This window comes from uncultured Subdoligranulum sp. (genome assembly GCF_937890665.1).
Map to the genome: position 1 here is coordinate 1 of NZ_CALADU010000321.1, position 13139 is coordinate 13139.

Below are 13139 nucleotides of genomic sequence, written 5' to 3' on the forward strand. Positions count from 1 at the left end.
GCCGCCCCGCGTCCAGCCGAAGCAGCCGTAGGCGTAGGGGATCTGCACGCGGCCCTTGAAAATTCCTGTCTGGGTCATACTTCCACTTCCTCCCATGCGCTGGGCAGCCCCGTGGCGTCCCAGACGCAGTTATCCTGTTTGCAGCGATATACCTTGCCGTCCTTGGCAAGGTAGCATTCACCGGTCATGTACATGCCACTCTGACCGGCAGGGTCTACCCACGGCTTTGCCCGGGCGGGGTCCTTGGTATGGGCCAGTCCCCACAGCGCCCGCAGTGTGCTGGGTCGGCCTTCGTAATCTGCGGCGCGGTGTGGCTGGATCAGCAGCCATACCTGCCCCTCGTCGGCCACCGGCGCGCCCGCAGGCCAGGCGGTGTAGTCCTGCTCATGGCTCCACGCAGGCACGGCCCGCTCGTAAGCGATGATGGTCGTTCCGTCCATGCCCGCTGCGTTCTGCCGTAGTTCGGCGGCCTCGCGCGCCCCCAGGTCGCACAGCAGATCCAATACAAGCGCCCTACTGTCTATGCTCATACCTGATTCACCCCCTCATTGTAAGCGGTTGCCAATTCTGCCCATGTAACCATTTCAGGGGTCGGTTTGGCAGGTGGCCGCAGCGCCTCCAATTCGTCTTCGGTATAGGTATGATAGAGTAAGCAATCCTCGTATTCATCCCAGGCCGGGCTGGCAGGCACGTCCACAATCTTGCCACGCAAGCCCTTACCGCCGTTCAAGGTCTCGGTCCCAAGCATCACCTCAAAGTGCGACTGTTCCTCCACCGCGTCGTGATGGCCGATGTATCGCCGGTACGGATAGACGTACCCCGCAGTGTAGTCCGGCTCCAAGATTTCCTCAAATGTGCTTTCATCATAAGTTTTCAAGCTATACCACCTCTTTCCCAAGGGATTCTCTAAAATCAAATGTCTTCAAAAACAAGCGACAGAATGGCTTCACCTTCGTGTGATCCTGCATCGTTGTTCCATGTTGGGGCCATATTCAGTTCAGTTCCCGCGTTTATGGTTTCCGGGAAGAGATAGGAAACACTGCCAGAAGCATCCCACTTATTGGTCCACAGATTCTTGACGGACAAGGTCCTAAGCGTCTTCTTGAATTGCAGATATAGATTTACACCGTAACTGTGAGCATCCCAACTCATGCCGAGAGTATCAAAAACAGTCTGAAAACTGGTTATGTTGGCTCTTGTATCGGCAACAACGGGCTGCCCGGACTGCATCATGAATGACACCAAAGCACCGACGCCAATGCCTCTATTGCAGACAATATTGAAAATGTATCTGGTTTTATAGCTCCCAGTAACTTTCCCGTTCCCGTTGTGATACCCTGCTGGTATAGTCACAGAGGAACCCGCATTTGCCGTTGTGCTCCACGCCCCATGGTTCGGCATCGTGCCGGTGCGCAGGGCTTTTCCTGTAGCGTAAAATGTCTTTCCGTTGAGGACTTCGCCCTCAGTGGCCGTCGCCAATGCCAACTTGCTGGTGGTCAGGCCACCGCCTGCTGTCATCAGCCCCATTACACAACACCCCCAATCCAGGCATTGTGCAATTCGTCAGTTACGAGGCTATACCAGCCCCCCCCCGATAATTTTTCGCTGATTCGTCATGTTTTACAACTCCTTATATAATCCGGGTGTATATATGTTCGACCCTGTTATTTGATTCCGATAATAGTGACATGACATCCGAAGTTGGTTTGATTGGTGTAAATTGTTCCATTTATGGTCGTTCCAGAACTGTTTGCACCGAGTATTAAAAATACTCGACCTACTGCACGATACAGCCCGTCGTCATAGTCATTTGTGTACAGTTTAATGTTGGATGCCACCCTACCGCTCGACGGGGAAACAGACGCTTGATTGACGCCATTTCCATCATTACCACCATAGTCTTTGGCAATGATAACTACAAATGCCGAATAGCCCGTGTAATATCCAGAAAACGTTGTAGATCGCTGTATCATCGAATCCATTAAAACTACTCCGTCCACAGCAGCTGCGCTCACTTTTCCAGCACCGTTGTGATACCCTGACGGGATAGCGACCGAGCCCCCTGGCGCAATGGATGTGCCCCATGCTCCATGATCTGGCATCGCTCCCGTTTTGAGATCTTTCTCCCCGGAGTAAAAGGTTTTTCCGGCCAAGACATCACCCGGCGTAGCATTCGCCAGTGCCAGCTTGCCCCCAGAGAGCCCGCCGCCTGCATCCATCAGGCCCATGTCACACACCTCCCTGCTTGATTTGCACGATGACCTCGATATCGCTGCTCACGCTCTCGAAAATCTTTGCGCTGAGTGTTCCGTCGCCCAGGGTCAGATCTCCGCCGTTGATGACTGTCAGCGTGTCCTGCAGCGTCTCATTGGTCGCCTGCACGTCTGTCTGCTCACACATGACCCCGCTGTACAGTACGCTGTCAGTCGTCACCGCCGGGCCTCCATCCATTGGGGTCAGCGTGGCGGTTTGTGTACCATCCGACCAGCTATCAAGCAAAAAGGTGGCTTTGTACAGGTGCGGCATTGCCTTGAAAACGTCTCGATTCTCGCCACCCTCATCGTACACCGATTTCATCATCCACGCCGTGTCACCCTCCACCGCCGCGATAGCCGCCTGCAGGGCGGCGATCTGCGCTTCGGCGGCATCTTGATGCTCGGCGATGGCGGTGGTCAACTGGGCGAAGTAGGGGGCCGTGTCCAGGCTGCCGATGGTCTGCGCCACGACGCCGCAGCGTTCGGTGTCCAGCCGGGTGTCGGTGATGCTGGACTGCGTGATGGTGCTGCTGTTGGCCGCCACCGCGATGTCGGCCAGGCCCAGCTCCCAGATGGTGGCGTCCCGCGTCAGGGCGGGGCGCTGCGGGGATGAGGACGGCGTGCCCTTGAGGATGTACAACTCGATGCTGCGCACCGCCAGGCTGAGGTCCAGCCGCGCCACCACCGTGTCGATACGGGGCGACGTGCCCGCCGCTTCCACCGTCAGCGTGCGGGTGTCGGTCTCGATGCCTATCGCCCCGCGGATGTGGCAGATGCCGGGATTGGCCTGCACCTGCATGCCGGTCCCGGCCGTCACCTGTAGGGCATTGGTGGGCTTGTAGAAAATACCATCGGAGAAGTAGGCCGCAAAGACGGAGCGCAGAAACTCGCTGTCCACCGCGCGGTCGTACAGCGGCAGGCCCTGCTCGTCGTAGGTGACTTGGCTTGTAAACGGATATGATTGCATTTAGTAGATCAGCCTCGCTTTCTGTAGCTGGGTCAGCTTTTTATCTCCCAGTTCGATTCCCACCGTGTGGTTGTTGCGTTTGAAGGTTTCCCGCACCGTGACGATGCGGGCCTGCATGGCAAGGCCAATGTCCTCCACGATCACGTCCACCTTGTCGCCCAGATCCCAATCTGTCAGGTAAGCAAACCCCGATGATGCTGCTTGGATATCGACATTTTGTACGACTTGATAGTTCAGCAGTTCATCCAGCCCTTTCTGCTTCAGACTGGCCAAATATTCCTCTTCGGTTTGCTCATCGGGGTTCCATCGCTCGGCTTTTGCATCCACAAACAAGATTTTTTTATATCCGCCGTTGGACAGGTCTGCATAGGCCAGTTTGCGGTTCTCCTCTCGATCTTGACCGGCTACGATGGCGTAGTTTTTGTAGTTGGATCGGTCGCTGGAAGCATCCACCTCCGTCAGGTTTCCGAAACCATCCGAAAAGGTCACGAAGGGATTTTCGGTCTGTTCCTGGGTGCGATCCAGACCCTGCCAGACTTCGGCCGTGATCGTGTTGGCAGCGTAGTCATACCGGCAGCGCAGGCTGTGCTGGACGGTCTGCAGTTTGGTGTAGGCCACATCGGCCAACTGGCCGCCGGTTTCCTGCCAGGAGGTTTCATCGGCCTGTCCCGCCGGGGCGTCGGCCACCGTCAGCAGCGGGATATCGTCCTTGTACTGGCGCAGCATAGCCACCACCGTGGCCGGGATGCTGCCGTTTGCATAGTAAGTGGGGTATACTACTTTATCATTCAGGACAGCTTCCAAAAAGTAGCCGGAGAGCTGCACGAACCGCCCCTTCACGGTCTCGGTCAGTTCCACCTTCTGGACGATACCCGTTTCGGGCCTGTCCTCGCTGTACAGGTAGGCCATGGCCGGGTCGTAGCTGGCCGCGGCCACCTGGACACTGAACTGACCAATCTTGTAATATTCCCGCGTCCACTGTAAGTTGAAGTAGGGCAGGTAGGCGATGGGCTGAAAGTTGGAATCAAGCGCCAAAAGTTCCATCGTCACACCCCCAGATACTGCTTGTTGTAGCGGATGACGACGTGCAGGTTGTTATCGCCATAGTCGGCCTCATACCGCACGGTGTTGGTGCCGGGCGTCATCTGCAAGGCCGTGAACTTGCTGGCTCGGTCGGTCTTGGCGAGCACGTTGACCCCGTTTTTGGTGATGCGGATGTGCCGCGGGTTGGTGTCGATCTCGACCCGGTCCCCCTTGACCAGCTCGTCGATCAGCCGGACAAAAGCATCGTCCTTGATGATCTTGGGGTTGGTGACGGCGTCGTCTGCCGTCAGGATGATGGTGGGGTAGGCGGGCACGTCGCCGTCGTAGTCGAAAATGACGGAGCGGGTGAAGTTCGCCACATCCACCAGCACGCCATAGGTGGGGTGGTCCATGTAGGGGAAGCCCCAGCGGGGCGTGATGGCGGCGATGTCCTGGCCGAAGTCGTCCACGCTTTGCCAGTAGGGGTTTGCCGCCAGGAAGTAGGCGGACCAGGTCTGGGGAATGTTGACCTTCTGGCTGGGCACCTTGTGGGCCGTCAGTTCGGCGGAGAGCCAGTGGGTGGTGCCCATGTAGGTCAGATAGACCTTATAGGTGTGCTTGGGATTGAAGAATGACTTGGCCTGTGCGCGGAACACAGGATTTTGAGCGACAGCCAAGGAGGTTGCATCCAACTGCAAATCGCGGGATTTGACATGCTTGCCGGTCACGGTCACGCCGTCGTCTGTGGCGTTGTCCTCGGTAAACAGTTCATAGGCCGGGGCGTCCGCCCCATTGATGGCGGTGAGCAGCCAGTCCTTGCCGTCGGCCAGCAGTTCCACCCCATCGTCCCGGACGATCCGGGCCACTACCACTCTGTCGATCATCGGCCACCTGCCAATCCATAGGTTTGCTGTACCCGGACAGCCCGGGCAAATTCGTCGGGGGTCTGTACCGGCTGGTTGAAGATAAAGGTCTGCTGGGGGCTGCCGCCTACCGCCCCGCCGGGGCCCGCAAACGCAGGCTGCCAGCGGGCGGCGGCATCAAAGGCCAGAGAGGGGCCGGGCAGCCGGGCGGCCACCATGTCGGTGGCGTGCTGCATGGCACTGCGCAGCGGCGCCAGGTTGCGGCTGATGCCCTCGGCGATGCCGAGAGGTATCCATTTGCCGACTTGGTCACGCATGACACGGGAGGGCGAATGGCTGTCAAGATTGTTATTGAAGCCATTTACGATCCCATCTACAAATCCGCTGATTTTGCTGCGCAGCCAATCCCCGGCATTTTGGATGCCCTGCCACAGTCCTTCCACAATGTTTCTGCCGATACTTACGACCTTCTCCGGCAATGCGGACAAACCGTCCATAAGCATCGTCTCAAATCTGGAAGCCGCATCAGCAGCTTTCTGCCCCATTTCAGTGACCCAGGTAGCCAACTTGGTAATCACGCCTGTTAGGAACGTTGCGACCCTGGAAGGCAGCTGGGAAAAGAAGGTAGTGACATTCATCAGAAAATTAGTTCCAGCCGTGATCGCCGTCTGAACCAGGTTGGTAGCCCAGGTCATAACGGCAGTCTGTGCCATTGTCAAAAAGTTCTGGATGTTCACCGGCAGCTGCGTAAAGAAGGTCACCACCGCATTGAGGAAATTCATTCCCATCGTCTGGGCGTTGGTCCACATCTGGGTGGCCCAGTTCACCACGTTGGCGAGGGCGGTACCCAGGATGTACCCGATGTTGTAGGGCAGATTCTGCAAAAACGTCGCTACGTTCGTGACGAACCCCTGGGCCGCTGTGATGGCGTTGGAGATCATGGACGAGCCCCACTCAGAGACCGCGGTCACTGCATTGGAAAAGGTCTGCGGCAAGGTCACGGTAAAGAAATTCACGATGGCTTGCCCGGCGTTCGACACAAAGTTTGCAATGTTCGTGCCCAGGTCCAGCCAAAATTGCTTGAACGGCTCGCAGGTATTCCATAGGTAAATAAAACCGCCAGCCAGCGCCGCTACGGCGGCCACCACAATGGCGACAGGGTTGGCAAAGGCAATGAACGCACCCTGCAACAGCGCAAAGATGCTGCTGGCGTTGCGGGCAGCTGCTATAAACGTCGTCACCCCTTTGGCGACCGTGACGATCGCGCTGCCGATGGATGTGGCGATGTTCAGGGCTTTCAGTGCCGCAAAGGCAGACGTGATACTTACGATAGCAGCTGCTATCAGGTTTCCATTGTCTTTGAGGAACCCGAAAGCCGATTCCACCGCCGCTCCCAGTTGAGGGGAGATCGCACTCAAGCCGGAGACGATTCCCTGCTCCAGCTGCGGCCCCAGCGTCTGCACGAAGGTCACCAGCGCCCCGGGCAGGGCGGACAGAATGTTGCCCACCGCCGGGAGAAGGTTGCCGGTCAGGAAGGTGGTCACGGTCTGGGCCAGGCCATTCAGCGCCGGCTGGATGTCCCGTCCCAGGGTCAGGTCGGCCAGCACGTTGCTGGCGGCTGCCTTCATGGAGGCAAAGGACCCGGACAGGGTGGTGGCTGCTTCCTGAGCGGTGGTGCCGGTGATGCCCAGGTCGTCCTGGATCACGCCGATGGCGTCGATGATGGAACTGAAAGGCACGTCCTTGACGGTCTCAGCCGTGACCTGGATGGAATCCCCCAGCACGCCGCTGTCGTTGATGAGCCGGGCCATTTCCGCCTGGGTGCCGCCGTAGCCGAGCTTCAAGTTGTCCAACATGGTGTAGTTGTCCTTCGCAAAGCCCTGATAGGCATACTGGATGGCAGACATATCGGTGCCCATCTTGTTGGCGTTGTCCGCCATCTGCACGATGGCCTTGTCGGCATAACTGGCCGCAGCCTCGGTGTCGCCGCCCAGCCCCTGCAGCAGGGTGGCCGAGAAACTGGTCACCTGCTCCATGTAGCTGTTGGCCGATACGCCGGCCGTGCGGTAGGCGTTGTCGGCTGCCGCAATGACCCGATCGGCGCTGCCCTTGAACAGCGTTTCGACACCGCCGATGCTTTGCTCGAGCGCGGCGCCCTCGGTCAGGGTCTTGCCCAGCGCCGCACCGATACCGGCGGCGGTAATAACGCCCTTGATAGAGCCGGCCAGCTTCTGCCCCCAACTTTGCCCGACGCTGGCCGCGTCCCCGCCCAGGGCTTCGGCCAGGTTGCCCTTGATGCCCTGGGCCGAGGGCATGATCTGCACATAGGCTTTCGCCAGGGTGGTGCCGTTTTCAGCCACGGGGGACCCCTCCTTTCACAAATTCGCTGCGGGCCGCCCAGAACGCCTCCGGCGTATCGTAGGCCTGCAGGTCGTTTTTCTTTTCCTGGACCGGGGCGGTCAGCGCCTGCAGTATGCTGACGGGCCGGTTGCGGCCGGCCTGGGCGTCCTTGCTCTGCATCCACACCAGCAGCGCCAGGTCGTCGGCGATCCTGGCTTGCAGCTGCAGGGGCAGGGGGACCGTAGCCCCCGAAAGCCGCGTCATGACCCGGGAGCCCAGTGGCAGACCGGCGGCCAGGGTGGCCGCTTGCCGCGCGCCCAGGCTGCGCCAGTCCAGCAGGCGGTAGGTCTCGGCAAAATCGCAGACCAGGTCCCCCTCACCGTCCGCCAGTACACGGGCCAGGAACATCAGTTTTTTCCGGCGTCCCCGCAGACGTCGAAAATCTCCCCGATAGCTTCGGCTACCGCCTTGACGGGTACATTGCCCGCCGGGGTGCGCAGGTGATCGTACAGCGCGCGGCGCTGGTCCTTGCCCAGCAGCAGGCGGCAAACGCGGGAGATCTGCAGGGGGTCGTTCTCGTTGAGGTCTGCCAGGGCGTCCAGCAGTTCCATGTTGTCGAGGTTTTCCTCGGGGATGGAGAAGGAAAAGCCGCTCTGGGTGGTTCCCGTTTTTGCTGCCATCAGACTGCCTCCTTCTTGACGATGTACTCATGGTGGGTGCAGCCGGTGTCGTCGGCGGTGGCCGTCAGGGTCACGTCGTAGCCGACCGGCTCACTGTCGTTGTAGACGATGTCGTCCATCTCGGAGATGCTGGCCGAGGGGATGACCAACCGCTTGAGGTCGCCGTCCTTCAGGATCATGTCGATCACATAGGCGGCGGGGCCGGGGTCCTCGGCGGTGACGTCGACCTTGATGCCGGTATCGAGATCCCCGGTCACATGGCTGTCGCCGTAGATCATCTTGAGCACATCGACGTTTTTCGCCTCAATGAGCTTGAACTGGAAGGTGTCGGGCTTTTCGGTCTGGGTGCTCAGCACCACATCGCCGCCCCAGGCCTTGGTCTGCTCACTCTCGGGGCTGTTGCCGTTGGTAACGCCGTCCTCCGACACATAGCCCAGGCACTTGAATGCCGTGTCCAGTTCGGTCTTGGCGTCGGTGGGCAGCGTAGAGCCCACCGGGGCGCGGAAGATAGCGCCGGTGATCTTGGGCTTACCCGCGGTCACGTTGGACGCTTTGTTTTTGCTGGCAGTTGCCATTTCGTTCATCCTTTCTGTCAGTAGTGGGTCACATCGTACACCGCCTGATAGCGGTAGCGCTTGGTGGCCGTATCGGTGAAGTTGTAGTCGCTGTTGAGCCGGGAGGAAACGACTTCGTCCAGTTCGTCCAGCCCATCCATGGCAGCCTTGACCTGTTCGTTGAGTTCCATGGCCGCCAGCAGGGTGGGGCCGTAGGACTGCACGGCGAACTGGGCCGTGCAGAGGTGGTCCGCCCGGCTGGAGGAGGTCTTTTCCAGCACGACGAACTGCGCCGCCCGGTCTGTACCGGCGGAGACTTCAATCCCCACCGGCACTTCCAGCGCAGCGGCCAGGTGTTCCAGCACGATCTGCTCGATCATTTCAGCCTCCTGAGTATCGTGTTGTTGTGGGAATTGTCCTGCCGGGCCTTGGCGCTCTCCGGCCACACCATGGCGTTGACGCGGTTCTTGCCGGTGTAGACGTCGCTCTCGTAGCCGTCGCCGCAGCGGTCCCGGATGGCGTCTGCCTGGGCCTTGCAGGCCCCGGCCACAGCGTCGCTTTTCAGCAGTTCCCGCACGCCTCTGCGGTTGAGAACTATCCGCACCTTAGCCATACCGTTCCACCTTCACTTTCTTGTTCCAGGCAAGGGGGATCAGGTCCTCGATGCCCTGGGTCACGCCGCCGTAGGTGCGGAACTTCTGGTCGAAAAATTCCACCGTCACATTGTCCCAGTTGTGGGTATCCCCCTTGGGGATGCCCAGCGTGTAGGCAATGTGCTTGCCGTACAGCTGCAGGTCGTTGACGATGTCCTCGGCGGTGGGTTCCCCCACCAGCACGCCGGGCACCTCCACCGGCACTTCCTCGTAGACCGGGGCGTGCAGGGCGTCGGTGCCGGTCTGCCGCTTTTCGTAGAGCAGCACAGTGATTCCATGGATCATACCGTCAGGTCCTCCACAGGGCTGCGGGCGCCGATCTTATCCCCGACGCCCAGCAGCTTCTTTTCCAGTTTGGAGAGGTAGAGTTCGCCCACCGAGCCGCCGGACATCGTCCAGGTCTGGGAGTAGCCCAGCGCCGAGGCCGACCCCTGGGAGGCCCCCATGGGGAAGGTCACGGCGTTCTGGGCAGCCCCCGGCCCGGCGTCCAGCTGGCGGCGCACCATCCGGCAGGAGACCAGCCGCTTGCGTTCCTCGTCGGCGTCCTGGTTGTAGGCGTCGATAACGATGCCCGCCTCGTCCAGCAGCTTGTCACAAAGGATCTTTTCTTCATCGCTCAACGGCCGGAAACCGGCTTCTACATCCTCTACCGTTGCATAGCGCATGGCGTCACCTCACTTCTTGGGGGCCGTGCTTCGCTTGGTGGTGGGCTTCTTCGCTGCCGGACGGGAGGGCTTGGGCGCAGTTTTGGCGGCGGGGGCCTGCGCCTTGGGCGGCTCGGCAACGGTCTGTGCGGCGGGGTATTCCGCCGGGGCGTCCCCGCCGGGCGGCTCGGCGGGCGCATCTGCCACGCGGGTGTGGCCCGCCGCCAGGTATTCCGCCTCACGCTCCGGGGCCACGAACATCCGGGTCCCGGTCAGGCTGTTGACCATCTCGACCATTCCTGCATCAGCCTCCCGTCTTAGCCTTGCCGGTCAGTTTATTGAACACCGTGGTGTCACAGCGGAAGCCTACCTCGATCTCGGCGCGCACGGCGAACATGTTCTGCTCGAACAGGTTGATGGTGCTCCCGCCGTCGGTCAGGGTCGCCTGGTCGGAAATGGCGATCTGCACGCCCTCCACGGTACCGTACACGGCCTGGGTCCAGTCGCCGGCAAAGCCGACAACGGCGTCGGTGCTAGAGGTCTCGGCGATGTACGCGCCCTTGCTCTGCCGCACCGGCGCGCCCAGCACCATGGGGATGGCGCCCTCGGCCACGTTGTTGATGAACAGCGGGCGGTCGTTGCCGTCCACGGCAGTCAGCAGGATCGCCTTGCCCTGCGGCGCCAGCACCCAGCCGTTCAGAATGCCGTCATGCGCGGCGATGTCGGCGTCGGCCGCCACCAGACCGCCGTAGGTGTTGGTCAGGATACTCTGCGCGGTGACATTTTTCAGCGTGTCGAAGTTGGAGCCAGGGGCGTCCACGGCGCCGAACACGGTGGCATCGAACTTCTTGGCCAGCGCGCCAGGCAGACGCTGGACCATGGCGTCGTACAGCGCGGGGACGTCGCGGCGGAACTGGTTGGAAAACGGCACGATGACGGCCAGGGTATAGGCGCTCATCTGCTTGGTGGCCAGGGTGCCGCGCTTGACGGGCTTTTTCTCGGTCTCTCCCACCCAGCCGGCTTCGGGGTCGCCGGTGATGACCGGGATGGTCACGCCCAGGCCGGGCAGCGGGATCTGCCGGGCCAGCGCCATGACGGCGGAGGCCTCCTGGGTCTTCTGCAGGATCTCGCTGGACACAGCGGCCGGCAGGCTGATGGTGGTGGTGCGGTTGATGTCGATGGATGCCATATAGTCTCTCCTTTACTTGAACTGTTCGTTGAACCACGCGGCGAACTGGTCGCGGGTAGAGCCGGTGGGGGCCTTGGCGGGGTCGCCGCCGTCTTTCACAGCGGGGTAGCCCTGCTCTTTGGCGAAGGCGCCGGGGTCGCTTTTCTTGTACGATGCGACATAGTCGTCAAAACCCAGCAGGGTGCCGTCGTCCTGCAGCGGCAGTTTCTTGGCATTGAGGTCAGCCAGAAATGCCTTTTTTGCGCTGTCGCTGGTAAATTTCAGGCTGGACGCTGCGCTGGTGGCAGCATACCCAGCTTTCATCTCGGCGACCTGCTGCTCGGCCTGCTGGCGGGCCTGGTCAGCCTTCGTTTTCCACTCGGGGTCGTAACCCTCCAGCTTCTTGTTGGCGTCGGCCAGCTGGGTGCGGGCGGCGTCCCGCTCGGCCTTCAGCGTGTCGATGCTCTGTTTGTGGCTCCCGATGTCGCTGCTGTGCAGATCCATGATCTGCTGCAGCTGCTCCTCGGTGATGTTGGGGACAATCCCCTTCACATCCTCACGTTTCATCTTCGTTCCTTTCCGCCCTTCGCTTTTTTCGGGGTCGCTCCCACGGGCTGGGCAGTTTTGCGCCTTGCCGGGCAAATTTGGGTATAAAAAGCGCCCGTCCGCCCCTCATGCAGGGCAAACAGGCATGAAAAAAGCACGGTGCAGTTTGCATCGTGCTTTTGGTGTTTAGTTGTTGGATGCGGGCAGTTCGCCCAAGTGCTCCAGAATATCCTGGATGCAACGGGCTTTGAATTCATTCGGCGGTAGTTCTCCGTCGAACAGTTCTGCCTCCTCGTCGTAAGCCGGATCGGGAGGATGTGCTTGCAAGAAGGCTTTCATCTCAGAGATTTCTTCCGGCGTAAAAGTTCGCGCCATACTGTTTCGCCTCCTTCAAAAGCTTCTGCATAATATCATTGATATCCTGCGGATTCTGGAAAGATGCAAGTCGTATCTCTGCATCTTGGAATAGGTCGAGAATCCCGTCCCTGTCAAAATGCGATGTTTTTTCTATCGCGTATACAGTCCCATCGTTGCCCACCGCTGTCAACATCTGCATGTTTTCCCGGGTGGCAAAACCCCGGATGTCATTCGGCGAGAAGGTCATCCCGCTGGGGTGGGTGTGCGCCGCTATGTAGGGCACGTCCTGATCCGGGATACGCACCCGCCCCGGTCGATCGCCAAAAATGGTGTCGCCCAGCGGCTGCATATCCGATCCATAACAGCGGGCCGCCTCGGTCCCCACCGGGCGGCCCGCGGCTTCCTGCAGCAGTTCCCGGTGTGCCCGGGACAACGCCTGCTGGCCTGCCTCGTCCAGCGTGCGGCAGGCAAAGGGCTGCACGGCTTGGAGGGACTGCTCTGTGATGGGCAGATAGCCGCCCCTTATCTCATCCAGTATACCACGCGCCGCCCGCTCCCGCAACTGCCGCGCCGCATAGGCCGCGCGTTTCTGCGCGTTGATCTTGCCCTTGTCCCGGGCGTACTGTGCCCGGCGCATGGCGTTGATGTCGCCTCCCGCGGCGTAGTATTGCTTGAGATACTTGTCCGGGTCATACCCGGCCACATTGGTGTTGCTGTCAAAGCGTATGGCATACTCGCAGTCGCAGTGTGCGTGGATGTGCTGGGCGTGGCCGCCTTTGAGCGCCTTCCTGCTGGCAGGCTGCCAGCCGTTGCTTGCCAGCGTGAGGCAAAAGGCGCAGGTGTCTCCATGGGGCACCCAAGCCCACTCGGCTCCGTCGCGGATGGCGTTTTGCAGCGTGGTGTCGGCCCCGGCCCGCTTGACCAGGCGGCTGACGCCGCTCTGCAGCAGGGGCGGGCTCTGCCGGGTGCCGGTGACCATGCTGGCGGTCTCTCCATAGCTGGCGGGGGCGGCGGGTTCCGCCGGGGGAACTTCCGCGCCGGAGGCTTCGGCCACCGCGTCGTACATCTGGCAGGCCAGTTCGGCGCTGC

20 protein-coding genes are annotated in these 13139 nt (G+C 60.5%); all 20 read right to left on the reverse strand.

Annotated elements, in window-relative coordinates; translation table 11 throughout:
- Positions 1–74 precede the first annotated feature (74 nt).
- On the reverse strand, positions 75–530 hold the full coding sequence (locus tag Q0526_RS18350) for a hypothetical protein (RefSeq protein ID WP_298736895.1): 456 nt from the start codon (positions 528–530) through the stop codon (positions 75–77).
- A complete protein-coding gene (locus Q0526_RS18355) occupies positions 527–877 on the reverse strand; it encodes a hypothetical protein (protein ID WP_298736899.1) in 351 nt (116 codons plus the stop codon). Before Q0526_RS18355 ends, Q0526_RS18350 begins: the two co-directional genes overlap by 4 nt.
- A gap of 35 nt (positions 878–912) precedes the next feature.
- On the reverse strand, positions 913–1527 hold the full coding sequence (locus Q0526_RS18360; protein WP_298736901.1) for a hypothetical protein: 615 nt from the start codon (positions 1525–1527) through the stop codon (positions 913–915).
- A gap of 137 nt (positions 1528–1664) precedes the next feature.
- A complete protein-coding gene (locus Q0526_RS18365) occupies positions 1665–2228 on the reverse strand; it encodes a hypothetical protein (RefSeq protein WP_298736904.1) in 564 nt (187 codons plus the stop codon).
- Between the two features lies 1 nt (position 2229).
- Positions 2230–3222: a hypothetical protein gene (locus Q0526_RS18370; RefSeq protein ID WP_298736906.1), complete on the reverse strand. Its 993-nt coding sequence runs from the start codon at positions 3220–3222 to the stop codon at positions 2230–2232.
- Complete coding sequence (locus tag Q0526_RS18375; RefSeq protein WP_298736908.1) at positions 3223–4266, reverse strand: siphovirus ReqiPepy6 Gp37-like family protein; 1044 nt, start codon at positions 4264–4266, stop codon at positions 3223–3225.
- A gap of 2 nt (positions 4267–4268) precedes the next feature.
- The gene (locus Q0526_RS18380; protein WP_298736911.1) at positions 4269–5129 is read right to left on the reverse strand and encodes a phage tail domain-containing protein; all 861 of its coding nucleotides are present in this window, start codon (positions 5127–5129) and stop codon (positions 4269–4271) included.
- A complete protein-coding gene (locus Q0526_RS18385; RefSeq protein ID WP_298736914.1) occupies positions 5126–7468 on the reverse strand; it encodes a hypothetical protein in 2343 nt (780 codons plus the stop codon). The genes Q0526_RS18380 and Q0526_RS18385 overlap by 4 nt, the downstream gene beginning before the upstream one ends.
- Positions 7461–7856, reverse strand: a complete 396-nt coding sequence (locus Q0526_RS18390) for a DUF5361 domain-containing protein (RefSeq protein WP_298736916.1) — start codon at positions 7854–7856, stop codon at positions 7461–7463. Before Q0526_RS18390 ends, Q0526_RS18385 begins: the two co-directional genes overlap by 8 nt.
- Positions 7856–8128, reverse strand: coding sequence for a hypothetical protein (locus Q0526_RS18395; protein ID WP_298736919.1), 273 nt, complete (start codon positions 8126–8128; stop codon positions 7856–7858). Before Q0526_RS18395 ends, Q0526_RS18390 begins: the two co-directional genes overlap by 1 nt.
- Entirely contained in the window at positions 8128–8703 is a 576-nt protein-coding gene (locus Q0526_RS18400; protein WP_298736921.1) for a phage tail protein, read from the reverse strand. The genes Q0526_RS18395 and Q0526_RS18400 overlap by 1 nt, the downstream gene beginning before the upstream one ends.
- A gap of 17 nt (positions 8704–8720) precedes the next feature.
- Positions 8721–9062, reverse strand: a complete 342-nt coding sequence (locus tag Q0526_RS18405; RefSeq protein WP_298736922.1) for a hypothetical protein — start codon at positions 9060–9062, stop codon at positions 8721–8723.
- Positions 9059–9295: a hypothetical protein gene (locus Q0526_RS18410; protein WP_298736924.1), complete on the reverse strand. Its 237-nt coding sequence runs from the start codon at positions 9293–9295 to the stop codon at positions 9059–9061. Before Q0526_RS18410 ends, Q0526_RS18405 begins: the two co-directional genes overlap by 4 nt.
- Positions 9288–9620 (reverse strand): hypothetical protein, encoded by a 333-nt coding sequence (locus Q0526_RS18415; protein WP_298736926.1) that lies wholly within the window; start codon positions 9618–9620, stop codon positions 9288–9290. Before Q0526_RS18415 ends, Q0526_RS18410 begins: the two co-directional genes overlap by 8 nt.
- Positions 9617–10000 carry a hypothetical protein gene (locus Q0526_RS18420; protein WP_298736929.1) on the reverse strand — a complete coding sequence of 128 codons (384 nt, stop codon included), beginning with the start codon at positions 9998–10000 and terminating at the stop codon, positions 9617–9619. Before Q0526_RS18420 ends, Q0526_RS18415 begins: the two co-directional genes overlap by 4 nt.
- A gap of 9 nt (positions 10001–10009) precedes the next feature.
- Entirely contained in the window at positions 10010–10276 is a 267-nt protein-coding gene (locus Q0526_RS18425; protein WP_298736935.1) for a hypothetical protein, read from the reverse strand.
- A 7-nt stretch (positions 10277–10283) separates the two neighbouring features.
- Positions 10284–11168, reverse strand: coding sequence for a phage major capsid protein (locus Q0526_RS18430; RefSeq protein ID WP_298736938.1), 885 nt, complete (start codon positions 11166–11168; stop codon positions 10284–10286).
- A gap of 12 nt (positions 11169–11180) precedes the next feature.
- Positions 11181–11714 (reverse strand): phage scaffolding protein, encoded by a 534-nt coding sequence (locus Q0526_RS18435; protein WP_298736941.1) that lies wholly within the window; start codon positions 11712–11714, stop codon positions 11181–11183.
- 165 nt (positions 11715–11879) lie between these two features.
- Positions 11880–12068 carry a hypothetical protein gene (locus Q0526_RS18440; RefSeq protein WP_295422205.1) on the reverse strand — a complete coding sequence of 63 codons (189 nt, stop codon included), beginning with the start codon at positions 12066–12068 and terminating at the stop codon, positions 11880–11882.
- Positions 12034–13139 (reverse strand): hypothetical protein (locus tag Q0526_RS18445; RefSeq protein WP_298736943.1); only part of this gene is annotated, 1106 nt, incomplete at its 5' end. The genes Q0526_RS18440 and Q0526_RS18445, both read right to left, overlap by 35 nt.

Coding starts and splice junctions, on each gene's coding strand:
- Q0526_RS18350 (WP_298736895.1), bottom strand. CDS start 530: ATGAGCATAGACAGTAGGGCGCTTGTATTGGATCTGCTGTGCGACCTG.
- Q0526_RS18360 (WP_298736901.1), bottom strand. CDS start 1,527: ATGGGGCTGATGACAGCAGGCGGTGGCCTGACCACCAGCAAGTTGGCA.
- Q0526_RS18365 (WP_298736904.1), bottom strand. CDS start 2,228: ATGGGCCTGATGGATGCAGGCGGCGGGCTCTCTGGGGGCAAGCTGGCA.
- Q0526_RS18370 (WP_298736906.1), bottom strand. CDS start 3,222: ATGCAATCATATCCGTTTACAAGCCAAGTCACCTACGACGAGCAGGGC.
- Q0526_RS18375 (WP_298736908.1), bottom strand. CDS start 4,266: ATGGAACTTTTGGCGCTTGATTCCAACTTTCAGCCCATCGCCTACCTG.
- Q0526_RS18380 (WP_298736911.1), bottom strand. CDS start 5,129: ATGATCGACAGAGTGGTAGTGGCCCGGATCGTCCGGGACGATGGGGTG.
- Q0526_RS18390 (WP_298736916.1), bottom strand. CDS start 7,856: ATGTTCCTGGCCCGTGTACTGGCGGACGGTGAGGGGGACCTGGTCTGC.
- Q0526_RS18395 (WP_298736919.1), bottom strand. CDS start 8,128: ATGGCAGCAAAAACGGGAACCACCCAGAGCGGCTTTTCCTTCTCCATC.
- Q0526_RS18400 (WP_298736921.1), bottom strand. CDS start 8,703: ATGGCAACTGCCAGCAAAAACAAAGCGTCCAACGTGACCGCGGGTAAG.
- Q0526_RS18405 (WP_298736922.1), bottom strand. CDS start 9,062: ATGATCGAGCAGATCGTGCTGGAACACCTGGCCGCTGCGCTGGAAGTG.
- Q0526_RS18410 (WP_298736924.1), bottom strand. CDS start 9,295: ATGGCTAAGGTGCGGATAGTTCTCAACCGCAGAGGCGTGCGGGAACTG.
- Q0526_RS18415 (WP_298736926.1), bottom strand. CDS start 9,620: ATGATCCATGGAATCACTGTGCTGCTCTACGAAAAGCGGCAGACCGGC.
- Q0526_RS18420 (WP_298736929.1), bottom strand. CDS start 10,000: ATGCGCTATGCAACGGTAGAGGATGTAGAAGCCGGTTTCCGGCCGTTG.
- Q0526_RS18425 (WP_298736935.1), bottom strand. CDS start 10,276: ATGGTCGAGATGGTCAACAGCCTGACCGGGACCCGGATGTTCGTGGCC.
- Q0526_RS18430 (WP_298736938.1), bottom strand. CDS start 11,168: ATGGCATCCATCGACATCAACCGCACCACCACCATCAGCCTGCCGGCC.
- Q0526_RS18435 (WP_298736941.1), bottom strand. CDS start 11,714: ATGAAACGTGAGGATGTGAAGGGGATTGTCCCCAACATCACCGAGGAG.
- Q0526_RS18440 (WP_295422205.1), bottom strand. CDS start 12,068: ATGGCGCGAACTTTTACGCCGGAAGAAATCTCTGAGATGAAAGCCTTC.